The 25,519-nt window shown below is 35.3% G+C and carries 20 protein-coding genes and 1 riboswitch; of the genes, 17 read left to right on the top strand and 3 right to left on the bottom strand.

The features are described 5' to 3' along the window. The first annotated feature begins 25 nt into the window (after nucleotides 1–25). From IQ05_RS07390 to IQ05_RS07410, 5 genes are all read left to right on the top strand, one after another. Complete coding sequence (locus tag IQ05_RS07390; protein ID WP_144891543.1) at nucleotides 26–1,003, top strand: pyruvate dehydrogenase complex E1 component subunit beta; 978 nt, start codon at nucleotides 26–28, stop codon at nucleotides 1,001–1,003. A gap of 99 nt (nucleotides 1,004–1,102) precedes the next feature. Then, entirely contained in the window at nucleotides 1,103–3,589 is a 2,487-nt protein-coding gene (locus tag IQ05_RS07395) for a DUF5686 and carboxypeptidase-like regulatory domain-containing protein (RefSeq protein ID WP_144891545.1), read from the top strand. Between the two features lie 138 nt (nucleotides 3,590–3,727). Continuing rightward, nucleotides 3,728–4,330: a DNA-3-methyladenine glycosylase family protein gene (locus tag IQ05_RS07400; RefSeq protein ID WP_144891546.1), complete on the top strand. Its 603-nt coding sequence runs from the start codon at nucleotides 3,728–3,730 to the stop codon at nucleotides 4,328–4,330. A gap of 106 nt (nucleotides 4,331–4,436) precedes the next feature. Next, the gene (locus tag IQ05_RS07405; protein WP_144891548.1) at nucleotides 4,437–4,967 is read left to right on the top strand and encodes an inorganic diphosphatase; all 531 of its coding nucleotides are present in this window, start codon (nucleotides 4,437–4,439) and stop codon (nucleotides 4,965–4,967) included. A gap of 111 nt (nucleotides 4,968–5,078) precedes the next feature. Further along, complete coding sequence (locus IQ05_RS07410) at nucleotides 5,079–7,634, top strand: sodium-translocating pyrophosphatase (protein ID WP_144891550.1); 2,556 nt, start codon at nucleotides 5,079–5,081, stop codon at nucleotides 7,632–7,634. An 86-nt stretch (nucleotides 7,635–7,720) separates the two neighbouring features. On the opposite strand, the gene IQ05_RS07415 is transcribed toward IQ05_RS07410, so the two are convergent. Both IQ05_RS07415 and IQ05_RS07420 read right to left on the bottom strand, forming a co-directional pair. Next, complete coding sequence (locus tag IQ05_RS07415; protein WP_086453323.1) at nucleotides 7,721–8,335, bottom strand: deoxynucleoside kinase; 615 nt, start codon at nucleotides 8,333–8,335, stop codon at nucleotides 7,721–7,723. Continuing rightward, nucleotides 8,335–9,126: a hypothetical protein gene (locus tag IQ05_RS07420; RefSeq protein WP_144891552.1), complete on the bottom strand. Its 792-nt coding sequence runs from the start codon at nucleotides 9,124–9,126 to the stop codon at nucleotides 8,335–8,337. The genes IQ05_RS07415 and IQ05_RS07420 overlap by 1 nt, the downstream gene beginning before the upstream one ends. A 114-nt stretch (nucleotides 9,127–9,240) precedes the next feature. Between IQ05_RS07420 and IQ05_RS07425 the strand changes: the two genes are divergently transcribed. Together IQ05_RS07425 and IQ05_RS07430 are read left to right on the top strand one after the other, a co-directional pair. Continuing rightward, the gene (locus tag IQ05_RS07425; protein ID WP_144891554.1) at nucleotides 9,241–10,131 is read left to right on the top strand and encodes a GLPGLI family protein; all 891 of its coding nucleotides are present in this window, start codon (nucleotides 9,241–9,243) and stop codon (nucleotides 10,129–10,131) included. Nucleotides 10,132–10,162: 31 nt separating this feature from the next. Then, a complete protein-coding gene (locus IQ05_RS07430) occupies nucleotides 10,163–12,913 on the top strand; it encodes a carboxypeptidase regulatory-like domain-containing protein (protein ID WP_158634579.1) in 2,751 nt (916 codons plus the stop codon). 76 nt (nucleotides 12,914–12,989) lie between these two features. Here the strand turns inward: IQ05_RS07430 and metK are convergent, their stop codons facing one another. After that, nucleotides 12,990–14,240: a methionine adenosyltransferase gene (metK, locus tag IQ05_RS07435; RefSeq protein WP_144891558.1), complete on the bottom strand. Its 1,251-nt coding sequence runs from the start codon at nucleotides 14,238–14,240 to the stop codon at nucleotides 12,990–12,992. Nucleotides 14,241–15,046: 806 nt separating this feature from the next. Between metK and IQ05_RS07440 the strand changes: the two genes are divergently transcribed. From IQ05_RS07440 to IQ05_RS07485, 10 genes are all read left to right on the top strand, one after another. Then, entirely contained in the window at nucleotides 15,047–15,259 is a 213-nt protein-coding gene (locus IQ05_RS07440; protein ID WP_086453330.1) for a hypothetical protein, read from the top strand. A gap of 226 nt (nucleotides 15,260–15,485) precedes the next feature. Then, a riboswitch (SAM riboswitch) is annotated at nucleotides 15,486–15,593 on the top strand. 77 nt (nucleotides 15,594–15,670) lie between these two features. Beyond that, on the top strand, nucleotides 15,671–16,633 hold the full coding sequence (locus tag IQ05_RS07445; protein WP_244289542.1) for an alpha/beta fold hydrolase: 963 nt from the start codon (nucleotides 15,671–15,673) through the stop codon (nucleotides 16,631–16,633). Nucleotides 16,634–16,652: 19 nt separating this feature from the next. Then, complete coding sequence (thrA, locus tag IQ05_RS07450; protein WP_144891562.1) at nucleotides 16,653–19,067, top strand: bifunctional aspartate kinase/homoserine dehydrogenase I; 2,415 nt, start codon at nucleotides 16,653–16,655, stop codon at nucleotides 19,065–19,067. A gap of 109 nt (nucleotides 19,068–19,176) precedes the next feature. Further along, complete coding sequence (locus tag IQ05_RS07455) at nucleotides 19,177–19,626, top strand: OsmC family protein (RefSeq protein WP_144891564.1); 450 nt, start codon at nucleotides 19,177–19,179, stop codon at nucleotides 19,624–19,626. 83 nt (nucleotides 19,627–19,709) lie between these two features. After that, nucleotides 19,710–20,882, top strand: coding sequence for a trans-sulfuration enzyme family protein (locus IQ05_RS07460; protein WP_144891576.1), 1,173 nt, complete (start codon nucleotides 19,710–19,712; stop codon nucleotides 20,880–20,882). A 101-nt stretch (nucleotides 20,883–20,983) separates the two neighbouring features. Further along, nucleotides 20,984–21,394 carry an RrF2 family transcriptional regulator gene (locus IQ05_RS07465; RefSeq protein WP_144891578.1) on the top strand — a complete coding sequence of 137 codons (411 nt, stop codon included), beginning with the start codon at nucleotides 20,984–20,986 and terminating at the stop codon, nucleotides 21,392–21,394. 114 nt (nucleotides 21,395–21,508) lie between these two features. Continuing rightward, nucleotides 21,509–22,411, top strand: a complete 903-nt coding sequence (locus IQ05_RS07470; protein WP_144891581.1) for a sulfite exporter TauE/SafE family protein — start codon at nucleotides 21,509–21,511, stop codon at nucleotides 22,409–22,411. Between the two features lie 11 nt (nucleotides 22,412–22,422). After that, nucleotides 22,423–23,163, top strand: a complete 741-nt coding sequence (locus tag IQ05_RS07475; RefSeq protein WP_262711536.1) for a phosphoadenylyl-sulfate reductase — start codon at nucleotides 22,423–22,425, stop codon at nucleotides 23,161–23,163. A gap of 58 nt (nucleotides 23,164–23,221) precedes the next feature. After that, complete coding sequence (cysD, locus tag IQ05_RS07480; RefSeq protein WP_144891585.1) at nucleotides 23,222–24,121, top strand: sulfate adenylyltransferase subunit CysD; 900 nt, start codon at nucleotides 23,222–23,224, stop codon at nucleotides 24,119–24,121. A 153-nt stretch (nucleotides 24,122–24,274) separates the two neighbouring features. Continuing rightward, on the top strand, nucleotides 24,275–25,519 hold the full coding sequence (locus tag IQ05_RS07485; RefSeq protein WP_144891586.1) for a sulfate adenylyltransferase subunit 1: 1,245 nt from the start codon (nucleotides 24,275–24,277) through the stop codon (nucleotides 25,517–25,519).

The raw sequence follows: 25,519 nt of genomic DNA on the forward strand, positions 1-25,519 counted from the left end.
AAATTAGATACATACAACATATAATATGAGAACGATACAATTTAGAGAGGCTATTTGCGAAGCGATGAGTGAAGAAATGCGTCGCGATGAGTCCATATACTTAATGGGTGAAGAGGTTGCTGAATACAATGGTGCTTACAAGGCGTCAAAAGGGATGCTTGCAGAGTTTGGTGAAAAAAGAGTGATTGATACTCCTATTGCAGAGCTTGGTTTTTCAGGTATTGCAGTGGGATCAGCAATGAATGGTTGTAGACCAATTGTAGAATATATGACTTTCAACTTTTGCTTGGTTGGGGTTGATCAAATTATAAACAACGCTGCCAAAATGCGTCAGATGAGTGGTGGGCAATTTAATGTGCCTATTGTTTTTCGTGGACCAACAGCTTCTGCTGGGCAATTAGGTGCAACGCACTCTCAAGCTTTAGAAAACTGGTTTGCAAACACTCCAGGTCTTAAAGTTGTAGTTCCATCTACAGTTTATGATGCAAAGGGATTATTAAAAGCGGCTATTCGTGATAACGATCCTGTGATTTTCATGGAATCTGAGCAAATGTATGGTGACAAAGGTGAAGTGCCAGATGGAGAATATGTTATTCCACTTGGAGTTGCTGATATTAAAAGAGAAGGTACTGATGTGACAATTGTTTCTTTTGGTAAAATTATCAAAGAGGCTCATATTGCTGCTGACGAATTAGCAAAAGAAGGTATTTCCTGTGAAATTATTGATTTAAGAACAGTACGTCCGATGGATTATGAAACGATTTTAACTTCGGTTAAAAAAACGAATCGTTTGGTAGTACTTGAAGAGGCTTGGCCTTTTGCAAGTGTGGCTTCTGAGATTACGTATATTGTTCAAGAGCGTGCTTTTGATTTCTTAGACGCACCAATTCAACGTATCACAACGGCTGATACTCCTGCGCCTTACTCTCCGGTTTTATTGAAAGAATGGTTGCCTAATGCTGGTGACGTTGTGAAAGCGGTAAAGAAAGTAATGTATAAATAAAATGTAATGTACAACTCTTGTTGATGGAGTTGGTATTTATAATTTTTAACCTTAATAACTTCATCAATGGTTTCTATTGGTGAAGTTTTTTTATTTGTTATGAAAAAGTATCTTTTAATTTTGACTTTGTTTTTTTGTGGTGTATTCCATAACGTATTGGCGCAAACCAAAATAAGCGGTATTGTAGTAGACAAACAAAACCAGCCGATTCCGTTTGCTAATGTGGTTTTTAAAGGATCAAGTGAAGGAATCGTTACAAATGAAGATGGGAATTTTTATTTGGAATCCCAAAAGACGTATACCGTTGTGTTGATTTCCTCAGTAGGTTTTTCGGAAAGAGAAATTACCTTAGAAAAAGCAGTTAACTATAATTTTAAAATCACGCTTAATGAAGCTGAAAGTTTAAATGAAGTTGTGGTTTTTGCTGGTAAGACTTCAAAGAAAAACAATCCTGCGCTAGATATATTGAGGAAAATTTGGGAACGAAAACGTAAAAACGGTTTGTACCAGTTTGATCAATACCAAATGGAAAAGTACGAGAAAATAGAATTTGACATGAACTCCATTGATAGTGCTTTCATGAAAAATAAAATTTTCAAGGGCATGGAGTTTATCTTCAATCAAATGGATACATCAAGAGTTACGGGTAAAACGTACTTGCCTATTTTTATTAATGAATCTCTTAATGATGTTTACGGAGATAATGTTTTAAAGAAAGTAAAAGATAAAATTAAAGCCAGTAAAACATCGGGATTTAATGGCAATCAGCAAATATTAGCTTTTGTTAAAGATTTATATTCGGATTATAACATTTACAACAATCACTTAACTTTTTTTGACAAGAGTTTTACGAGTCCATTGTCTAAAACAGGAATTGATGTGTATAATTATGTACTGCGAGACAGTGCCTATATTGATAAAAAATGGTGTTATAATATTGTTTTTTATCCAAGAAGAAAAAACGAATTGACTTTTAAAGGAGATTTTTGGGTCAATGATTCTACTTATGCTATCAAGAAAATTAATATGGCAGTGACAAAAAGTGCTAATATTAACTGGGTAAAAGACATTTATATTGAACAAGAATTTGAGGTAGTTAGTGACTCCGTTTTTTTATTGACAAAGGATTATTTAATGTCTGACTTTGCCTTGAATAAAAAAGAAGATTCAAAAGGAGTCTATGGAAAACGAACCACATATTTTAGAAATCATCAGTTCAACAAACCCTTACCGGCATCTTTTTACAAAGACGAAGTCAATTATATGGATGATGAAGTCTATAACAAATCAGAAGAATATTGGGACGACAACCGATTTGAGAATTTAAGCAAAGACGAGTTAGGGGTATACAAAATGTTAGACACCCTACAAACAGTCAATAAATTCAAACGCTTGTACAACCTAGTTTCTATACTTGGTAGCGGCTATGTCGAATTTAAAAATTTTGATTTTGGTCCTGTTTTTTCATCCTTTGGATTCAATGAAGTTGAGGGAATACGATTGCGTGCAGGTGGTAGAACGTATTTTGGACCTAATGATCCTTGGCGACTTCAAGCTTATACCGCGTACGGTTTTAATGATAATAAATTTAAATATGGCGTTTCGGGAAAATGGATGGTCGATAAAAAAAACCGAATCATTATTTCGGGAGGAAACAGGCGTGACATTGAGCAAATAGGCGCGAGCTTAACCACAACCAATGATGTTTTGGGGCGTAGTTTTGCCTCGTCAGCTGTTTTTTCATCCGGAAGTAATGGGAAGTTAACTAACATTAACTTAACCAATATTGCACTAGAGATAGAACCTATTAAAAACGTAGTGATTCAGGCTGGTGTTTCGTATCGTACTCTTGAGTCGGCGTCTTCTACTTTTAGTTTGGATTATTTTACAGATAGTGCAAATCAGGTGACCAAAAGTGATGTAAAACAATCTGAAGCCAACCTTCAAATTGAGTTTTCTCCAAAACGTAAAACAATTGGTTTTGGCGTAGAGCGTAGTATTGTTGATAGTCCATATAGCCGCTTCTTTGTCAATTACAGCCATGGTTTTAAGGGGCTTTTAGACAGTGATTTTAAATATGATAAGTTGCAATTGTATTACAAGCAGCCGATCATTATTGGCCCACTAGGAAGAACAAATTTAATCATGGAAGTAGGGAAGACATTTGGAGAAATTCCGCTTGGTTTGTTGAGCGTAATTCCAGGAAATCAAACGTATTTTACTATCGAAAACACTTTTAGCAATCTTAATTTCTACGAGTTCGTTTCAGATGAGTACATAACCTTACAATGGAATCACAACTTTAATGGCCGTATTTTTTCTAGAATTCCGTTTATGCGCAAGCTCAATTGGAGAGAAATTATAGCAGTGCGTGGAGTATATGGTTCTGTTACTGATGGTAATAGAGCAATAAATGCATCTGGCTTGGTTTACAATGCGCCAGAAAGAGGTTACTGGGAATACAGCGCCGGTATTGGAAATATTTTTAAAGTATTCCGTATTGATTTTGCTTGGAGAGGTAATTATCTCAACACGCCAGGGGCCAATAATTTTACGGTAAAAGGCTCTTTTGGATTTAATTTCTAGGAGCTATTCAGGCTATTCGTTACAATCTTTTATCTCGTTAAAAAACGAGATAAAAGGATTTTCACTTCAAACGAAGTTCACTGAACTCCTATTAAAAATAGATGTTAAGTGAAGTAATCCGGGCTAAAAAATCAAATTATGCAAGAAGCCATCGACTACCTTTTAGAAAAAGATGCCATTTTTAAGTCAATTATTGAAAATTACGGATTGCCAACTGTTCCCAAAAGACCACAAGGTTTTGAGACTTTGGTATTGTTAATTTTGGAACAACAAGTTTCTATTGATTCGGCGAAAGCCACTTTTTTGAAAATAAAAAGTACTCTAGAAACGATGGCACCCGAAATTCTTCTTGATGTGTCTGATGTCGATTTTAGGAATCTTGGCGTAAGCCGACAAAAAACGTCTTATATCAAAGCTTTGGCGACAGCGCTATTAAATAAAGAGCTTGATTTAGAAAGTTTGCCAAATAAGACCACTCAGGAAGTTCGGGAAGAACTCATCAAAATCAAAGGCATAGGAAACTGGACCATAGATATTTATTTAATGTTTTGCTTGCAGGCACCAGATGTTTTGCCACTTGGTGATATAGCAGTAGTCAATACTTTAAAAGAATTACTAGACATTCATGACAAAGAACTTATGTATGCACACGCACAGCAGTGGAGTCCATATCGGTCCTATGCGACTTATTTATTGTGGCATCATTACTTGAAGAAACGAAATAGAACCATTACGTATTAAAAGTAGGTTTTTTTAAAATTTATTGAAGAGATAACCTTTAATTTTCATTGCAAAAACGTATCGTTTGATTACTTTTGCAGGATAATTATAGATAAGAAAAACTAAAATGACTGCAGACAAATTAACAACTTTCGATGTCTTAATCGAAATACCAAGAGGAAGTAGAAATAAATACGAATATGATTTCGAAATAAAAAGAATGCGTTTTGATAGAATGTTATTTTCTTCAATGATGTATCCAGCTGATTACGGATTTATCCCTGAAACTTTAGCATTAGATGGAGATCCATTAGATGTATTAGTTTTGGTAAACGAACCAACTTTTCCTGGTTGTGTAATGGAAGTAAAACCTATTGGAGTATTTCACATGGCTGATGATAAAGGACCAGATGAAAAAGTAATCTGTGTGCCTGTTTCTGATCCAATCTGGAATTCATTAGAAAACCTTTCGGACATTAACCCACACTTATTAAAAGAAATAGAGCACTTCTTTCAAGTGTACAAAGATCTTGAAAACAAGAAAGTAGATGTTGAAGGTTGGGGAGATGTAAATGAAGCATACGCTATCATCAAAGAATGTACAGAACGCTTTAATGCTATCGAAAACAAACCAGAAGGTTTATTTAGCATTAAGTAATAATTTAGCATAATAATTGTAAAAAAAGCAATATTCCGTTTGGAGTGTTGCTTTTTTGCTTAAATTCGTTTGGTTACACAATAAGTATTAACTATAAACCAAACCAAAATTATGAATACAATTATGATTTATTTGCCAATCGCCATGGCATTCATTGGACTGGCATTTATGTTTACAAAACGAGCATGGGTTTTAAAACAAGATCCAGGTGACGGTAAGATGAAAGAGATTTCAGATTACATTTACGAAGGCGCTTTGGCTTTCCTCAAAGCAGAATATCGATTATTGACTTTCTTTGTTATTGGAGCCAGTATTGCATTGGCTGGTATTTCGTTTATTGTTCCCACAACACATATATTAATAGTAGTTGCTTTTATTTTTGGTGCATTCTTCTCTGCTTTGGCAGGAAATATGGGAATGAAAATAGCGACCAAAACAAATGTTAGGACTACGCAGGCTGCTCGAACGAGTTTGCCACAAGCTTTAAAAGTATCTTTTGGTGGTGGAACCGTAATGGGACTTGGTGTTGCAGGTTTAGCAGTATTAGGTTTGACTACTTTCTTTATATTTTTCTTTCATTTTTTTATGAATGGTGTCTGGACTTCAACAGAAGATATGACCATTGTTCTTGAAACATTAGCAGGTTTTTCACTTGGAGCGGAATCAATAGCATTATTTGCAAGAGTTGGTGGCGGTATTTACACTAAAGCCGCCGATGTAGGTGCCGATTTAGTAGGTAAAGTAGAAGCAGGAATCCCAGAAGATGATCCTCGTAATCCAGCTACAATTGCAGATAATGTAGGAGATAATGTAGGAGATGTTGCCGGTATGGGTGCTGATTTATTTGGTTCTTATGTAGCCACCGTTTTAGCAGCAATGGTGCTCGGGAATTATGTAATTAAAGATATGGGTGGAAGTATTCAAGATGCTTTTGGTGGTATTGGACCCATTTTATTACCCATGGCAATTGCCGGTTTTGGAATTTTATTTTCGATAATCGGAACTATGTTGGTGAAAATCACAGATGACAATGCCAAAGAAGCGCAAGTACAAAAGGCTTTGAATATTGGTAATTGGGTTTCGATAGGTTTGACTTTAGTAGCTTGTTACTTTCTAGTGCAATACATGTTACCAGAAACTATGAAGATGGATTTCTTTGGCGAAGGAACAAAAGAGATCTCGTCCATGCGCGTTTTTTACGCAACAATTGTAGGTTTGGTTGTAGGTGCGGTTATTTCATCGGTTACGGAATATTATACGGGATTGGGTACAAAACCAGTAATGGCAATTGTACAAAAATCAAGTACGGGAGCCGGTACCAACGTAATTGCTGGATTAGCAACCGGAATGATTTCAACTTTCCCAACGGTTTTATTATTTGCAGCAGCAATTTGGTCTTCGTATGCGTTTGCAGGATTTTATGGAGTGGCTTTGGCGGCATCAGCAATGATGGCAACCACAGCGATGCAATTAGCAATCGATGCTTTTGGACCTATATCGGATAATGCGGGCGGAATTGCAGAAATGAGCGAATTACCTAAAGAAGTACGTACCAGAACCGATATTTTAGATTCAGTAGGCAATACAACAGCAGCAACTGGGAAAGGATTTGCTATTGCTTCGGCAGCATTGACATCACTAGCCTTATTTGCAGCTTATGTAACATTCACAGGAATTGACGGAATCAATATTTTCAAAGCGCCAGTATTGGCCATGTTATTTGTTGGTGGAATGATTCCTGTAGTGTTCTCGGCGCTAGCCATGAACTCAGTTGGAAAAGCTGCTATGGATATGGTGTATGAAGTACGCCGTCAGTTCAGAGAAATTCCAGGAATTATGGAAGGTACCGGTAAACCGGAATATGCAAAATGCGTTGATATTTCGACGAAAGCCGCTTTACGCGAAATGATGTTGCCAGGTGTTTTGACTATTGGTTTTCCAATTGCGATTGTACTTTTAGGCAAGTTAGTGTATTCAGATAACAACCAATTAATAGCAGAAATGCTTGGTGGTTATATGGCTGGAGTTACGGTTTCGGGCGTTTTGTGGGCTGTTTTCCAAAACAATGCTGGAGGTGCTTGGGATAATGCCAAAAAGTCTTTTGAAGCGGGTGTGATGATTAATGGTGAAATGACCTATAAAGGATCTGATGCGCACAAAGCAGCGGTTACTGGAGATACAGTTGGTGATCCGTTCAAGGACACTTCGGGACCATCTATGAATATTTTAATCAAATTGACTTGTTTGATAGGTTTGGTTATTGCTCCAATTTTAGGAAATGGTCATTCAGATGTAGCTACAGTTAAGTCTTGTTGCGCTGCTCATTCTAAGACAGAAATGGTTTACAGTATGGGCAAATGTGACCCTTCAAAAATGGCTAACATGACTAAAGCAGAATGTGAAGCGATGTGTAAAGAAAACGGATGTACACCTGAACAAACAGCAAAATGTTTAGCAAATTTTGATGCCAATGGTAAATATAAATTTCAAAAAACAGATTGTTTTGATACTAGTAAATACGAGAAAAAAACCGTGAATGTTAGTATCTCTTCTACAAATGGAAATACTGTTGGGAAAGTAACTAAAATAGTAAACGGAAAAACAACAACAGAAGTTTTTGAAGGTACAGAAGCTGAAGTAAAAGCCAAAATTGATGCTGTGAAGTAAAACAGCATATCATATAATAAAAAAATGCCTTGCAATTTTGCGAGGCATTTATGTTTTATAATATTAGGTTATCTTTTTTTGTGATTCTAAAACAACCCATTCAATTCGGCATCAATTCGGTTGAAAATGTTTCCTAAATCCTCTGGATTGTCCACAAAATTGATATTGTCTACATCAATGATCAATAATTTTCCTTTGTCATAGGTTTGTATCCAGCCTTCGTATCGCTCGTTCAAACGGCTTAAGTACTCAATTGATATGGAGTTTTCGTATTCGCGGCCACGTTTGTGTATTTGTCCCACTAAATTAGGAATAGAACTTCTTAAATAAATCAGTAGATCGGGTGCTTTAACAGTAGATTCCATCAATTCAAATAAAGAAGAATAATTTTGAAAATCACGATTGGTCATTAAACCCATCGCATATAAGTTGGGAGCAAAAATGTGCGCATCCTCATAAATGGTTCTGTCCTGAATGATTTTTTTACCGCTTTCGCGAATTTGCATCACTTGACGAAAACGACTGTTCAAGAAATAAATTTGTAAATTAAAGGACCAACGTTCCATTTGATGATAAAAATCATCTAAGTACGGATTGTCAACTACATCTTCAAAATGCGGTTCCCACTTAAACTGTTTCGCTAATAATCGGGTTAAAGTTGTTTTTCCTGAACCTATGTTTCCTGCTATTGCTATGTGCATTACGGTATTGTGATTTTATAATTACTAATTCCTGAGGTTGTAAAAATAGATAAAATTTGGTCTTTGTAATGAAATTTGACAAACGTTTTTTCGGAAATTACCAACTGTGTTTTTTGTTCTTTTGCTACATCAACAAAGTATAATTCTCCGCTTTTAGAATAAATGTATTGGGTGTAATATAAAAGGGCAATACAATCAAAATCAGGTGTGCTATGTATTTTTTTTATTTTTCCAAAAATATCACACGCGTACCAGTTGTTTGTCGCATCAATCCATTGGAACAAATTGAAATCAGTACTGTAAAATATAATGTTTTCACTTAAGGGTGTCGCCAGTGTTTTGTAATTTTGATTCAAATAATCGTACAAGCCTATTTGTTGATTCATGCTGTTATAAACCCAAATCTGGTTTTGAGAAGCTATACCTACTGCTGTTGCCACTATTGGTATTGGATTTTCTGAAAAATTTATTTTTTGCGTTTCATTTAGTTGATTGTCAAGAGTAATAACCGTATTGAAATTTTCGTAAAATAAAACTAATTTGAGAGGGTTTTGTAGATCGATCTTTGTGATCTTCCCCAATGAAATGTTTTTGTAATCCAATCTTTCGCTCCCATTAATTTTTGAAAAAACATCATTTTTAAGGGTGTAATAAAACCCAAAGGAGTCGTATCCTAAAAAATCATCAGCATCCACAGCAATCGTGTTCAATTTTGTAACAGTTGGTTTTTGATCTTGACAAAAACCTATTGCTGAACAGTAAAATAGGGTCAAAAAAACTAATTTTTTCATAATGGTAAAATTACAATTAAACCAAAAGCGTAATTGATTGTCTTAGTATTTATTTAACATTATCATTGTAACAAAAATAGTAATTTTCACACTTATCTATTAAAAACCATCAAGATGCAAAAATTAATTTACACTGTAGTAATTGCTATCGCCTCTTTTATAGGGGTACAAGCTCAAGAATTTCAAGGTATGGCTGTTTATGAGTCAAAAACTAGCACGTCAGATTTTAAATCTAGAATGCAAGGCAACAAAGAGATGACTCCAGATATGCAGAAAATGATGGAGGAACGTATGAAAAAAGCGTTCGAAAAAACATTTATTCTCAATTTTGACAAATCGGCTTCAGTTTACAAAGAAGAAGAAAAACTAGATGCTACAGGTCAAGGTAACGGTGGAATGAGAATGATGATGTCTTTTACAGGCGGTGGCGGAACGTATTATAAAAATGTCAAAGAAAAATCATTTACAGTGGATAAAGAGTTCATGGGAAAAGAGTTTTTGATAAAAGATTCATTGCCTAACTTACAATGGAAAATGGAAAGTGAAACACGTGTAATAGGAGGTTATAATTGTTTTAAAGCCACAGCTGTAAAGCCAGCAAGTAAAACAGATTTTAGAAATTTTAGACCTAGAAGAGAAGAAACTGCTACTGCTAAACCAGCAGATGGTGCTGCTAAAACAAGTCTTTTGGATAATTTAGAAATGCCAAAAGATATTGTAATTACGGCGTGGTATACTCCCGAAATTCCAGTGAGTCAAGGTCCTGAAAACTACTGGGGATTGCCAGGTTTGATCTTAGAGGTAAATGATGGTAGAACTGTTATTTTGTGTTCTAAAGTTGTTTTAAATCCAAAAGTCAAAACCGAAATCAAAGCATCTACCAAGGGGAAAGTAACATCACAAAAAGATTTTGACGATGCTGTTACAAAAAAAATGGAGGAGTTTAGAGAAATGAATCAAGGACGTGGCGGAAATGGCAATATGCAAATGCGCATTGGAAATTAATACCAACTATAGTAGTTTATACCCAATTAAAATGAGAAAAATTTTAGTTTTTATCGCCTTTATAGCGGTATCAATTTCTTTTGCACAAAATATCCGTTTGGAAGGATTGGTTCAGGATAAAATAAAACTGCCGTTGGAAATGGCCAATGTGATGGCGGTGAACCAAACCACTAAAGCGATGGATGCGTACGCCATAACTACCGATAAAGGAAAGTTTACCTTAAATCTTAAATCCAACACAACTTATGTAATCAAACTAAGTTATTTGGGTATGCAAAATAAAGAAGTCACTGTAACTACACTCGCTGAAAATATGGTTCAAAATATCACCATGGAAACTGGTGGCATCGAGCTTGATGGTGTAGAAATTGTGCGCGAGATGCCTGTTTCTATAAAAGGGGATACCATTGTGTACAATACTGATTCGTTTAAAACCGGAGAAGAACGCAAGTTAGAGGACGTTTTTAAAAAACTACCAGGTTTTGAAGTAACGGGCGATGGTCAAGTGCAAGTAGAAGGAAAAAAAGTGACCAAACTTTTTGTAGACGGAAAACCGTTTATGGAAGGCGATACAAAATTGGGTTCAAAAAACATTCCATCTGATGCGGTCGATAAAGTGCAGGTACTTCGTAATTTTAACGAGGTGTCGCAAATGAAAGGCCTTGAAAACAATAATGATGATATTGCAATTAATATCAAACTTAAAAAAGGTAAAGATAAATTTTGGTTTGGTGACGTAAGTGGTGGTTTGGCAAATGATAAAGGATATATCTTCAATCCGAAGGTGTTTTATTATTCGCCTAAAACTAGCATTAACTCTATTGTAAACTTTAATAATATTGGTGAAGTTTCATTGACTTCGGCTGATTTTTTCAGAATTAATGGAGGAGCACGAAACACGATTGGTCGAAGTGGAACTTCTCTTACCTTAAACCGAAATTTCTTTGGACTTTCTGGTGGTGATAATGTAGCCAAGGCGAGTGATAAATTTGGGGCGTTAAATTTGAATCACTCCGTTTCAAAAAAATGGACTCTATCTAGTTTTGCAGCCTATTCTTCTACGTTTAATCAGTCTATTACCAATTCAGAACGTGGTATTTTTGAACCGAACACGACCAACATTGCTACTTTAGAAAATAGAAAAAACAGAACAGATTCCAAAAACAATGCTTTCATTGCCAAATTTGGTTCGAAGTACAAGGCCAATGATAATTTTCAATTGGATTATGACGCGTTCTTTAGAAAAAATGACCAGCAAGATGTAGACAACAGTCAAACTAATTTCACTTCTACTTCAAACGGAAATACAATAACTAATAATAATACGGTGATTGCTTTTCAAAAACAAGCACCAGCCTCTTTCAACCAGAGTTTGAATATGTTTTATACCCAAAATCCAAAATCGACTTGGGTGTTAGAAATGCAACATCAGTACGAGGATGAAGATCCATTTTACAATCCGCAACTTTCGGTAAATCCGTATCAAAATGCAAATTCAACAAATCCGAACGATCCAAGTGCTGTTTTTGTAAATGAAAATGCGCTGAATATCGAGCAATCTCGTTTTGTTAAAACCAATAAACTAGATGCTAAAATCGATTATTTTTATCAAATTTCGAACAAAAGTATATTGAATGTAACAGCGGGAAATACGAATGCTTTTCAATCGTATAATTCGAGTATCTTGCAAATTCTTCAAGATAATTCAGTAAATCCGGTAGAGCAAGCGGCCTATAATAATGATGTGCGTTATCATTTTAACGATGTTTTTTTAGGGTTGCATTATAAGTTTATTAGAGGTAAGTTTACCTTTAATCCTGGATTTTCTGTGCATCAATACAATACTTCTAATGAGCAATTTGAAAACCCTTTCAAGCTTAATTTCACTAGAGTATTACCAGATATGTTTGCCCGTTGGGATTTAAAAAAATCTGAAAATTTGACCTATAACTTCAATGTTCGAAACGGTTTTAACGATGTAAATGCCTTGGTTGAAGGTTTTATCTTTACCAATTTTAACAGTTTATCACGAGGAAATGCAAAATTAGAAAACTCACTTATTACCAGCCATCGATTGAATTATTCTAAGTATAACTTGTATAATTTTACTACGATTTTTGCAAACATCAGTTATACAACGACCAAAGATCCAGTAGTCAATGGAGTTTCTTTTCAAAGTATTTATTCTACATCAGACCGTTTGAATTTGGACGCTGAAAATGAAAACTTGAACGGAAATGTTTTTTACTCTAAAAGTTTTAAAAAGTACTATAAATTAACGGCAGGAGTTAATGCAAGTTGGAGTAAGAATTTTGTTTTGAACAGAAGAGTTAGTAACGGAGCAACTCAGGAATTTATTCAAGGGATAGAAAATGTAAATCACGGATACAACCTAGCTTTTGCAACACAGTTTAAAAAATATCCTAATGTAGATTTGGGTTATCGTATTAATTTTTCGGAGCAAGCTGCCAATCGGTTTACAACTCAAACTCCTACAGTAAAATTAAATTATTATTTCTTGAATGGTTTAAATGTCAACTGGGATTATGCATTTAATCGTTTTAAAAATGAAACCAATGGCATTACAAACGATTTCAAAATCATGACGGCAAGTTTGAATTACATCAAAAAAGACTCGAAATTTGAATATCGAATTCAAGCAAACAATTTATTAAACACCAGATCTAGATTGAATAACTCTTTTAGTGTGAATGGTTTTAATGCGAATGAAAGTAGAATTCTGCCTCGCTTTGTAACTTTCATAGTAAAGTACAATTTGTAAGCTTCATTTAGCTTAAAAAGCAAAGGGGATTTAGTTGTATCTAAATCCCCTTTTTTATATACTTTGTTTTGATTTTTTACAATCCAAAAGCAGTTTTTACTTGATCTACAAAATCTAATTTTTCCCAAGTAAACAATTCTACTTCAACTGTTTTTGTTAATCCACCTGGAGCAGAGAAAGTCTTCGTTACGGTTTCAGGAGTACGTCCCATGTGCCCGTAAGCAGCAGTTTCACTATAAATTGGGTTTCTTAATTTCAATCGTTGTTCGATGAAGTACGGACGCATATCAAAAATAGCTTCTACTTTTTTAGCGATTTCACCATTGGTCAAATTCACTTTCGCAGTTCCATAAGTATCAATAAAAATACCCATTGGCTTAGCCACACCAATAGCGTACGAAACTTGAACCAAAATCTCATCGGCAACACCAGCTGAAACTAAGTTTTTAGCAATATGACGTGTTGCATAAGCAGCAGAACGGTCTACTTTACTTGGGTCTTTTCCAGAGAAAGCCCCACCACCGTGAGCTCCTTTTCCGCCATAAGTATCTACAATGATTTTTCTTCCTGTAAGTCCAGTATCTCCGTGAGGTCCTCCAATTACGAATTTTCCTGTTGGGTTAATATGGTATTGAATTGCATCATTAAATAAATGAGCATGCTCAGGATTTTTAGTAATAATTCTTGGGATCAATATCTCAATAATGTCTTTTTTGATTTTAGCAAGCATAGTAGCTTCTTCGTCAAAATCATCGTGTTGTGTAGAGATAACAATCGCATCAATACGAGTTGGTTTGTTATCGTCGCTGTATTCTAAAGTTACTTGTGATTTAGCATCAGGACGCAAATACGTAATTTCATTGTTTTCACGTCTTAAAACAGCTAGTTCTTGCAATAATTTGTGAGACAAATCAAGTGCCAATGGCATGTAATTCTCCGTTTCATTGGTTGCATAACCAAACATCATTCCTTGGTCACCAGCGCCTTGCTCTTCTTTGCTTGCTCTGTCAACACCTTGATTGATATCAGCAGATTGTTCGTGAATAGCCGAAAGAATACCGCATGAATTGGCTTCAAACATGTATTCACTTTTGGTATAACCAATTTTTCGAATCACTTCACGTGCAATATTTTGCACATCTAAGTATGTATTTGATTTAACCTCACCAGCCAAAATAACTTGACCGGTAGTTACTAAAGTTTCACAAGCTACTTTTGATTCAGCATCAAATGCTAGAAAGTTATCAATTAATGCGTCTGAAATTTGATCTGCAATTTTATCTGGATGTCCTTCGCTCACAGATTCTGACGTAAATAAATAGGCCATAAGTTTTATTATTTTATAAAATTAAGCGAGAAAAAATAATTGCTGAAAAGGTCTAAAGGAGAGTTCCTGCTTTAGCATTTTTTTACTGAAAATTATTCAGTATTCACAATGAATTGATTTCATTATGAAGAGGTTGCAATCAGTTCAAATTTTTCCTCTTGTATTTGGGTGCAAAGGTATGAAACCATTTTGAATTGCATATTAATCTTAACTTTTTTTTACTGTTTTATCTTTCGGAAATATTTTTTAAATCAAAAACAAAATTAGCGACATAAAAATTTTGTACTTTAAAAAACATTTGCGATATTTGATAATCAAAATAAGTAATCATGAAATCATTTATTTGCAATATGTTAAAGGTCGCACAGGGAAATTCCTGAGGGTTGCTTATTGCATAATTTGAACTAAATTATATAGTAAAGCTTCCCAGTATTTGGGAAGTTTTTTTTTTGAAATACCACTAAGAATAAAAATTTATGAATACACTAAAATGCCAACAAAAAATGTATGCAATAGCGCCTATTTGTGCTGTTGTACTATTTGATATATCGTGACCCCGAAAGGACAGGTTGATAAAACTAAACCCCTTTTGGATTCGTATCTAAAAGGGGTTTGTTGCTTTTAGCAATACTGCAATTTTTAGAGAATAAAAAAAATAGCATTTGATGAAAGTTTTTTTCAAGATTAGGAACAAAAAAGGATAAAAAAATACAATAAAAATTAAATCATAGTAAAAACTGGTATTGAAGTTGATACTAAAAAGGAAAAATAATCATTACACAATTAATAACTTAAAATGAACAACAATGAAAAACAACAATTATTTTAGTAAAGCAATCCTTTTAATAAGGCAAGGATTATGGGGGTCAAAAAAAAGTAACACTACTGCTCCAGTGGTAAATGAGCTAGTTCATCCTAGATTTGAGATGGATACAAATGATGACATTGCACTAAAGGCAGTGCCAAATTCATTACTTTTTTTAATGTATTCTAAGGAAAATGATGTCCTTTTTATCTAGTGATTGCAAATGTATTTTAACTTGTGAGGAAATACATTTTAAATTAGGATTGCTGTTTTAACGGAGTTTTGGTCTAAAATGCCATATTTCTTTGTTAAAACAGCTTGCTTTTTGCATACTTTTGCGAATATCGCAAAATTAATTCAGTCTAAACTTTGCAGAAAAATTTGCTCAGAATAAAAATTAGTGCTTTATTTGCACTATTAAAGTTCACAACAGTATTGAAATGTTATAAAGAAAGGCAGAGGGATTAGACCCGATGAAGCCTTAGCAACCCTTCGATTTATCGGAGAAGGTGCTGCATTCTACCACGCCCATCGTGGAAAGATAACACTAAGAATTTGTCTAGATAACACCTAGCTTTCTTTCTAATATTTCCAAACACAAGTCATAATTATAACAGATTTGAAATTGGAAAATAAACCAACAACAATTACATTACACAATTTCACCACGGAGTCAGGTGTAATTTTTAATGCTCTAAACTTAAGTTATCAAGTTTTTGGGTCGCCATTACATACAGCTCCCATCGTTTTGGTCAATCATGCGCTAACCGGAAATTCACAGGTTGTGGGCGATAATGGTTGGTGGAATGACCTGATTGGCACCAACAAAACTATTGATACTACAAAATATACCGTACTTGCTTTTAACGTTCCTGGAAATGGATTTGATGGAGTTGTAATTGAAAATCATCTTGATTTTACAGCAAGAGATATTGCTAGAATTTTTATAAAAGGCATTCATTTACTTGAGGTTACAAGACTATTTGCCATTATTGGGGGTTCTGTAGGTGGCGGAATTGCATGGGAAATGGTCGCATTAGAACCAACAATAACGCAAAAATTAATTCCTATTGCGACCGATTGGAAAGCTACCGATTGGCTTATTGCCAATTGTTTTTTGCAAGAACAAATTCTGAATAATTCGTCTAAACCCATTCAGGATGCCCGTACGCATGCGATGTTATGTTATAGAACTCCAGAATCATTTGCGGCAAAATTTCAGCGAACAATTAATGAGGATTTAGCCATTTTTAATGTTGAAAGTTGGTTGTTGCATCATGGCGAAAAATTGCAACAGCGTTTTCAATTGTTGTCCTATAAAATGATGAATCAATTATTGAAAACCATTGATATCACTCGCAATAAGTCTTCGTTTGAAAATACAATCGAAGTTGTAACGGCAGAAATTCACATCATAGCCATCAATTCGGATTTGTTTTTTACAGCCAGTGAAAATAAAGCGACTTTTGAGCAACTACAAAAAATAAATAAAAAAGTTAGTTATCAAGAAATAGTTTCCATTCACGGACACGACGCTTTTTTGATAGAATACAAACAATTACACAATTTGCTTCAAGATTTATTCTAAGCTACAAACAAACAACACAATGAAAATATTAAAATTTGGAGGTAAATCGTTATCAAATGGTGACGGATTAAATAAGGTGGTTGCCATAATAACAGACAAAGTAAATCAGGGCGAGAAAATTGCAGTTGTGGTTTCGGCACGTGGCAATGCTACGGATGAGTTGGAACAAATTTTAACTATTGCTTCTCAAAACGGAGATTACAAGCCACTTTTTGAAGATTTTAAAAAATACCAGCAAGACGTTTATGAAGCTGTTGATTTGTCTGAGGAGTTTACTATTTTAGAAAAATTGTTTGAAGGTGTCAGTTTGATTGGCGATTACAGCAAAAAGATCAAAGACCTTATTTTGTCTAAAGGTGAATTGCTTTCGGCAAAATTACTGACGGCCATCCTCATAGAAAATGGAATTCATGCTCGTTTTACAGATACGCGTGAATTGATAAAAACCGATGCTAAATTTGGTGATGCACAACCCTTAGAACAACTTTCGAAGAAAAATGTGGTTGCTTTTTTTAAGCAAAACACTGAAAATACAGTAAGTATAATCACAGGTTTTATTGGCTCTACGACCAATAATGATACTACAACTCTAGGAAGAAACGGTAGTAATTACACCGCTTCCTTGATTGCGAATTATTTAAATGCCGACGAATTACAAAATTACACACATGTTGACGGAATTTATACTGCCAATCCTGATTTAGTGGTAGATGCTAAAAAAATTGACCATCTATCATTTAATGAGGCGAATGAGATTGCTAATTTTGGAGCAACTATTTTGCATGCCAAAACTATCATTCCATTATTAGAAAAAAACATTCCGCTTCGAATTTTAAATACTTTCAATTATGAAAATAAAGGAACTTTAATTACTTCCAATTCTAATAAGGAAGGAATAAAAACGCTTTCGGTTCTTGAAAATGTGGCTTTGGTAAATCTGGAAGGAAGAGGTTTGCTTGGTAAAACAGGTGTCGATGCTCGAATTTTTAGAGTAATGGGCGACAACAATATCAGTGTGAGTATCATTTCGCAAGGTTCATCAGAGCGCGGAATAGGATTGGTTGTGGCTGCTGACAAAGCTACTACGGCCATGATTGAATTGGAAAAGGAATTCGAAAATGATTTCTATTCAAAGGATGTCAATAAAATAACTGTGGCTGATGATGTAGCTGTCATCTCTATTATTGGCCAGGATTTAAGCACTTTTCACAAACCTTACACGGCTTTAATCAAGAATAAAATTGTTCCGATTCTTTTCAATAATACGGTGACGGGCAAGAATGTTAGTTTGGTTGTTAAAAAATCACAATTGCACAAAGCCTTGAATGTCATTCATGGGGAGATTTTTGGCGTAGCCAAGAAGATAAATATAGCTGTTTTCGGTCACGGTTTGGTGGGCGGTACTTTGATTAATCAAATTTTAGAATCGGCTGCAGCCATTGAAAAAAGAAAAGATATTAAATTGAATGTATTTGCTATTGCGAATTCTAAGAATGTGCTCTTGAATAAAAACGGCGTGACACCTAACTGGAAAAACGAGATTCAAACCAACGGATTCTCGTATACAATTGATGATGTGATTGCCTACGCAAATGAGCATCATCTAGAGAATTTAATTGCTATTGATAATACTGCAAGTACTGATTTTGTTACGAATTACATTTCGTTAGTAGAAAATAGTTTCGATTTGATTTCGTCAAACAAAGTGGCCAATACGTTGAGTTATAGTTTTTATAAAAAATTGAGAAAAGTTCTGGCAGAAAACCAAAAGACGTATCTTTATGAGACCAATGTTGGAGCAGGATTGCCGTTGATTGATACCATTAAATTGTTGCACCTTTCTGGCGAAAATATCACAAAGATTAAAGGCGTTTTCTCGGGAACATTGAGTTATTTGTTCAATAATTTTTCGGCTAAAGACGCGCCGTTTAGCGAGATTTTAAAAGAAGCCATCGATAATGGATATACGGAGCCAGATCCAAGAGAGGATTTATGCGGAAATGATGTAGGACGAAAATTATTGATTTTGGCTAGAGAATTAGACTTGCAAAATGAGTTTGAAGAAATTGCGATTCAAAATTTAATTCCAGAACATTTGCGTAGTGGAGATGTGGGAGAGTTTTTGAATAAATTGACGGAGTTTGATCCTATTTATGCAAAAATAAAAGCAGATCAAAAGCCCAATCACGTGTTGCGATATATAGGAGAATTATCAGGTGATTTGCAAAATGACAAAGGAAATCTAGAAGTAAAATTAGTTTCGGTGCCATCAGATACGGCTTTGGGCGGATTGAAAGGTTCGGATTCTTTCTTCGAAATTTACACTGAATCGTACGGAGACCGACCAATTGTAATTCAAGGCGCAGGCGCAGGATCAGCGGTAACAGCTAGAGGTGTTTTTGGCGATATTTTAAGGTTGTCTGATAAGGGCTAATCGACGTGTACAGTTTTCAGTGAGCAGATTTCAGTAATTAGTATTTAAATATAAATTAGTTGACTTCGCGTGAGAAAATCCGCGTCATCAGCGTTCAAAAAAGATAGTAATGAAAATAACATTAAACAGAGTAAACGATAATTTCTATTTCGAATTAAAAAATGAAAGAGGGCATTTGGTAAACGTAGATAGCCGTCCTGAATATGGAGGAAATGATATGGGTGCCAGTCCAATGGAATTAGTATTGATGGGAGTTGCGGGGTGTAGTGCCATTGATATGATTTCAATTTTGAAAAAACAACGTCAAGAAATCACGTCTTTCAAAGCTGAAGTTGAAGGCGAACGCGTACAAGTTGGAGAAGCAAAACCTTTTAAAAATATCCATGTGGTGTTTTATTTAGAAGGTGATATCAAGGAAGACAAAGCCGCAAAAGCCGCACAACTTTCTTTTGAAAAGTACTGCTCGGTTTCCAAAACATTAGAACCAACGGCAACCATACATTATAAGGTAGTTTTGAACGGAAGCCCCCTAACCCCCGAAGGGGGAACTAGCAACTAATAGTTGTTGGATAAATATTAAATTTAGTAACAAACAAATCAACCCCAACACAATTCCCCCTTTGGGGGTTAGGGGGCTTATTTATGGAAAATGATAATTTTGGTTTCGAAACCCAAGCCATACGCAATCAGTTAGAAAGAACACAATATTTAGAGCATTCGGTGCCGTTGTACCTCACGTCTAGTTTTGTATTTGAAGATGCCGAAGACATGCGTGCCTCATTTGCAGAGGAAAAAGACAGGAATATTTACAGCCGTTACAGCAACCCAAATAACAACGAATTTATTAGCAAAGTATGCGCTATGGAAGGTGCTGCAGCTGGTTTTGCCTTTGCATCAGGTATGGCTGCGGTGTATTCAACATTGGCTGCTATATTGAATTCTGGAGATCATATTGTCTCTTCGAGCAGTGTTTTTGGAGCTACGCATTCGTTGTTTATTAATTATTTTCCAAAATGGAACATACAAACCTCGTATTTTGACATCAATCAACCCGAGACTATTGAAGGTTTGATTACGCCTGATACAAAAATTATTTTCGCAGAGTCACCAACCAATCCTGCTGTTGATATTATTGATTTGGAATTGCTAGGAAATATTGCCAAAAAGCATAATTTAATTTTAATAATTGATAATTGTTTCGCAACGCCTTATTTGCAACAACCAGTTAAGTGGGGAGCGCATTTAGTGGTGCATTCTGCTACCAAATTAATGGACGGTCAAGGTAGAGTTTTGGGCGGAATAACAGTTGGTGATACTGATTTGATTCAGAAAATCTATTTGTTTTCCCGACTTACAGGACCTTCTTTATCTCCTTTTAATGCCTGGGTATTGTCTAAAAGTTTAGAAACATTAGCCATTCGATTGGACAGACATTGCGAAAATGCCTTGAAAGTAGCGGAGTTTTTAGAGAATCATCCGCAGGTAAATAAAGTGAAATATCCTTTTTTGAAATCGCATCCTCAGTATGAAATTGCAAAGAAGCAAATGAAGTTGGGCGGAAATATTGTTGCTTTTGAAATAAAAGGAGGATTAGAAGCTGGAAGAGCTTTTTTGGATAAAATTAAATTGTGTTCGCTTTCGCCAAATTTAGGAGATACCAGAACCATTGTTACGCACCCAGCCTCAACAACACACAGTAAATTATCTGTCGAAGAGCGTTTGGCGGTAAGTATTACCGATGGTTTAGTGCGTGTTTCTGTAGGTTTAGAAACCGTAACTGATGTAATTGCCGATTTGGAGCAGGCGCTTTCGTAACGGATAGATTTGGGATTAACGATTTTAGATTGTAGTTTTGGTTCAAACAAAGCAATGTTTCATACTTGCGAATCTTTTTTATACAATTCTAAAACAGTAAAATGCTCTCAAAAAAAACAAAATACGGTATAAAAGCATTGACCTTTTTGGCTCGCCGAGAAGACCAAACTCCTGTTGCGATTGCGGATATTGCTAAATCTGAAAACATCTCGCTCAAATTTTTAGAGAGTATTTTATTGTTGTTGCGTCATTCCGGTTTTCTGGGAGCCAAAAAAGGAAAAGGCGGCGGTTATTACTTGATAAAAGAACCGAAAGACATCAGCATGGCCAAAGTGTATCGCATTCTGGAAGGGCCAATTGCTTTGTTGCCGTGTGCCAGTCATAATTTTTATGAGCCTTGTGACGATTGTACCGATGAAGCCACTTGTGCAGTTCGTAAATTAATGACGGAGGTGCGTGATAATACGCTTATGGTTTTGGAAAATAATAGTTTAGCAGATATTGCATTTTAAGTTTTAATTAGAAAAAATGTTTTGTAATTAAAGTAAATATATTATTTTTGCACAATAATCTAGTAACCCGATAGGGTAATAGTTTTTAAATTGAATTTTGTTGAATTGAAAGGAATGGATAAAGAATTAAAAGTGAATAATAATACCGAAAGCCCTGCTACAAGTTTTGTAGAACGATTATGGGTTCTTGTTCCTGCAATTTTATTGATAGGATTATTGGCAACGTTAGTGTACAACCACCATGATGAATTTTCAGTGGATGGCTTGATAGCTGGCTTTGATCAAGAGTTTTTAATTTTTTTCTGTATTGGCGTATTTGCACAATTAGTTGATGGAACTTTAGGGATGGGTTATGGAGCTACTTCAACTTCATTTTTATTAGCTTACGGAATTCCACCTGCCATTAGTAGTACAGGTGTTCACGTGGCTGAAATGTTTACAACAGGAGCTTCGGCAATTTCGCATCATCGTTTTGGAAACATCAATAAAAAACTAGTAAGACATTTGTTAATTCCAGGTGTTTTAGGTTCTATTACAGGTGCCTATTTGTTGTCGGATGTCATTGATGGAGAAGTAATAAAACCATTTATTGCTTTGTATATGATTGGCTTGGCAGTAATCATTATTAGGAAGGCATTAAAAAAGAATCTAGTAAAAAAGAAAACAAAGAAATTAGGTATTTTGGCAACTTTTGGAGGTTTTATGGATGCTGTAGGAGGCGGAGGTTGGGGTCCGATAGTGACTTCTACTTTATTAGGAAATGGACGAAATCCAAGATATACAATTGGTTCGGTGAATGCAGCAGAGTTTGCAGTAGCTTTTTCAAGCGGAGTGACATTTATGCTTTTTGGAGGTATTCAAGGATGGCAAGTAATAATTGGATTGATTTTAGGAGGCGTAATGGCAGCTCCATTAGCAGCATTTTTAGTGAATAAAATTCCAAGGAAATCAATGATGATATTAGTGGGCGTTTTAATTATTCTTTTGAGTTTAAAAACCTTATCAAAACTGCTGTAAAACGAAATAAGATTATGAGTAAAGAATTAGTAGTGGCATTAGTAGAGCATACAAAAAACCTTAGTTTAGAGGAAACGTTTGTTTATTTAGCTGCAGAATATAAAGATAAAGTGGTTTTTTCGACCTCTTTTGGTCAAGAAGACCAAGTGATTACAGCAATAATTGCTGATAGTGGTGCTGATGTTCAAATTTTTACATTGGATACAGGTCGATTGTTTCAAGAAACGTATGATGTTTTTCATAAAACCCAAAAAAAATACAATCAAAATATTAGAGTGTTTTTTCCTGAGGCAGCTGCGGTTGAAAATTTATTGGGAACTAAAGGACCTAATAGTTTTTACGAATCAGTTGAGAATAGAAAAGAATGTTGTTCCATCCGTAAAGTAGTGCCTTTGCGCAAAGCCTTAAATGGAAATTCGATTTGGATCACTGGCTTAAGAGCGGAGCAATCCGAAAACAGAAATGATTTGGCACTTTTTGAATACGATGCACATTTTGAAATTATTAAGTTCAATCCTCTGTTAAAATGGACCTTGCAAGAAGTAGAAGATTATTTAGAAAAAAATAATGTACCACAAAATGCATTACACAAAAAAGGGTTTGTAAGCATTGGTTGTGCGCCGTGTACGAGAGCCATCACTCCAGATGAAGACATCAGAGCCGGAAGATGGTGGTGGGAATCCAGTCATAAAGAATGTGGGTTGCATAGCCCCCTAGCCCCCAAAGGGGGAATTAACGAAGTGAAAAATTAATAATAACAAAATAAATACCCCAACAGTTCCCCCTTCGGGGGTTAGGGGGCCGATAGATATGAGTGCACAATTAAAAACAAACGCCTTAGAAAGCGAAGCGATATATATTTTCAGAGAGGTAATTTCTCAGTTTGACAAACCAGTTTTACTTTTTTCGGGTGGAAAAGATTCGATTACGTTAGTTCGTTTGGCGCAAAAAGCTTTTTTTCCTGCTAAAATTCCGTTCCCGTTGTTGCACGTAGACACTGGGCATAATTTTCCGGAAACCATTGAGTTCAGGGACAAATTGGTTGCTGAACTAGGATTAGAATTAATTGTGCGCAATGTACAAGATGCGATTGATCAAGGAAAAGTGGTTGAAGAAACCGGAAAATATTCAAGTAGAAACAGCTTGCAAACCACAACACTTTTAGATGCTATCGAAGAATTTAAATTTGATGCGTGTATTGGTGGAGCACGTCGAGACGAGGAAAAAGCCAGAGCCAAAGAGCGAATCTTTTCGGTGCGTGATGATTTTGGTCAATGGGACGAAAAAAATCAGCGTCCTGAATTATTCGATTTGTTGAACGGAAAAATAGAGAACGGTCAAAACGTACGCGTTTTTCCAATTTCGAATTGGACCGAGCTAGACGTGTGGAGTTATATCGAACAAGAGCAAATTGAAATTCCGTCGATTTATTTTTCGCACAAGCGTAAAGTATTTTTACGAGATGGAATGATTTGGTCGCATTCTCCATTTGTGTACCAAGAAGAAAACGAAGAAATCGTGGAACGCATTGTTCGTTTTAGAACGGTAGGAGACATGAGTTGTACGGCAGCAGTTGATTCTTACGCAGCAACAATTTCTGAAGTAGTGGGCGAAATTAGATCTTCAACAATTTCAGAAAGAGGCGCTAGAATTGACGACAAACGTTCAGAAGCAGCGATGGAAAAAAGAAAACAACAGGGATACTTTTAGAAAAGAATTATAAATTATGAATTATGAATTTTTCAAAAGTTCCTAGAATTTATAATTCAATATTTAAAATATAAAAATCAAATTTAAAAGTGTGGATAGGATAATTTGAGGAAACTTGAAACCTTAAACTTTTAAACTTTAAACAAAATTCAGATGGAAGTTTTAAAAATAGCAACAGCAGGAAGTGTAGATGACGGTAAGAGTACCTTAATTGGGAGATTATTGTATGATACGCAATCGTTGACAACAGATAAATTAGAAGCAATAGAAAAAAGCAGCAAGCAAAAAGGATATGATTATTTGGATTTTTCTTTGGCTACAGACGGTTTAGTGGCCGAAAGAGAACAAGGAATTACCATTGATGTGGCGCATATATATTTTTCTACTGCCAAAAAAAGTTACATTATTGCTGATACTCCTGGTCACGTTGAGTATACGCGAAACATGGTTACAGGAGCTTCTACTTCGCAAGTATCGATTATTTTAATTGATGCTCGTAAAGGCGTAATTGAGCAAACTTACCGCCACTTTTTCATCAATAATTTATTGAGAGTAAAAGAAGTTATTGTGGCGATCAACAAAATGGATTTGGTGGATTATTCGGAAGAAGTTTTTAATAAAATCAAAGCGGATTTTGAAGCCTTAAATGCTAAAAGTACTTTCAAAGAACAAAACGTTAGTTACATTCCGTTAAGTGCTTTGACAGGTGATAATGTAGTAGAATCATTAGGAGGAATGCCTTGGTACAAAGGACAAACCATTTTGGAGCATCTGGAAGCGTTAGAGCCAGCCGATGTTTATGAAAAAGGAAAAGCGCGTTTCCCTGTTCAAACCGTAATCCGACCAAAAACAGAAGAATACCACGATTTTAGAGGTTATGCCGGAAAATTGTATGGGAATAATATCAAAGTGGGTGATGCGGTAACGGTGCTGCCTTCTTTAACAGAATCAGTGGTGACAAATATTCACTTTTTTGACAAGCAATTTGAGGAAGCAGCTGTGGGCTCTTCGATTACCATCGAATTAGAAAATGATATCAATGTGACTAGAGGTGACATGATTGTAAAATCATCTGAATTGCCAAAAGTAGAGAAAGACATCAACACCACCGTATGCTGGATGGACAGTAAAAAGCTAGTTCCTGGTGCTAAATATTTTGTACAACACAATACCAACAGAGTTTTGGCTAAGATTGATAGTGTGAAAAATGTGATTGCAACTGACTTCTCAGGAACAACAGAAGCCTCTCAACTAGCCATCAATGAAATTGGAGAAGTAAATATTAAGTTAAGCAAAGCCATTTATTTTGATGCGTATAACGATAATAAATCAAACGGCGCCTTCATCTTAATTGATGCAACAACCAACACAACAGCAGGAGTAGGATTTATAAAATAA

The organism is Flavobacterium tiangeerense, assembly GCF_007830355.1.
Taxonomy (GTDB): Bacteria; Bacteroidota; Bacteroidia; order Flavobacteriales; family Flavobacteriaceae; genus Flavobacterium; species Flavobacterium tiangeerense.

Excerpts from the sequence above, each read along its gene's own strand:
- IQ05_RS07390 (WP_144891543.1), top strand. The coding sequence starts at position 26 with ATGAGAACGATACAATTTAGAGAGGCTATTTGCGAAGCGATGAGTGAA.
- IQ05_RS07465 (WP_144891578.1), top strand. The coding sequence starts at position 20,984 with ATGCTCTCAAAAAAAACAAAATACGGTATAAAAGCATTGACCTTTTTG.
- IQ05_RS07455 (WP_144891564.1), top strand. The coding sequence starts at position 19,177 with ATGAAAATAACATTAAACAGAGTAAACGATAATTTCTATTTCGAATTA.
- IQ05_RS07395 (WP_144891545.1), top strand. The coding sequence starts at position 1,103 with ATGAAAAAGTATCTTTTAATTTTGACTTTGTTTTTTTGTGGTGTATTC.
- IQ05_RS07420 (WP_144891552.1), bottom strand. The coding sequence starts at position 9,126 with ATGAAAAAATTAGTTTTTTTGACCCTATTTTACTGTTCAGCAATAGGT.
- IQ05_RS07400 (WP_144891546.1), top strand. The coding sequence starts at position 3,728 with ATGCAAGAAGCCATCGACTACCTTTTAGAAAAAGATGCCATTTTTAAG.
- IQ05_RS07470 (WP_144891581.1), top strand. The coding sequence starts at position 21,509 with ATGGATAAAGAATTAAAAGTGAATAATAATACCGAAAGCCCTGCTACA.
- IQ05_RS07460 (WP_144891576.1), top strand. The coding sequence starts at position 19,710 with ATGGAAAATGATAATTTTGGTTTCGAAACCCAAGCCATACGCAATCAG.
- IQ05_RS07415 (WP_086453323.1), bottom strand. The coding sequence starts at position 8,335 with ATGCACATAGCAATAGCAGGAAACATAGGTTCAGGAAAAACAACTTTA.
- cysD (WP_144891585.1), top strand. The coding sequence starts at position 23,222 with ATGAGTGCACAATTAAAAACAAACGCCTTAGAAAGCGAAGCGATATAT.
- metK (WP_144891558.1), bottom strand. The coding sequence starts at position 14,240 with ATGGCCTATTTATTTACGTCAGAATCTGTGAGCGAAGGACATCCAGAT.
- IQ05_RS07440 (WP_086453330.1), top strand. The coding sequence starts at position 15,047 with ATGAAAAACAACAATTATTTTAGTAAAGCAATCCTTTTAATAAGGCAA.
- IQ05_RS07410 (WP_144891550.1), top strand. The coding sequence starts at position 5,079 with ATGAATACAATTATGATTTATTTGCCAATCGCCATGGCATTCATTGGA.
- IQ05_RS07425 (WP_144891554.1), top strand. The coding sequence starts at position 9,241 with ATGCAAAAATTAATTTACACTGTAGTAATTGCTATCGCCTCTTTTATA.
- IQ05_RS07485 (WP_144891586.1), top strand. The coding sequence starts at position 24,275 with ATGGAAGTTTTAAAAATAGCAACAGCAGGAAGTGTAGATGACGGTAAG.
- thrA (WP_144891562.1), top strand. The coding sequence starts at position 16,653 with ATGAAAATATTAAAATTTGGAGGTAAATCGTTATCAAATGGTGACGGA.
- IQ05_RS07430 (WP_158634579.1), top strand. The coding sequence starts at position 10,163 with ATGAGAAAAATTTTAGTTTTTATCGCCTTTATAGCGGTATCAATTTCT.
- IQ05_RS07405 (WP_144891548.1), top strand. The coding sequence starts at position 4,437 with ATGACTGCAGACAAATTAACAACTTTCGATGTCTTAATCGAAATACCA.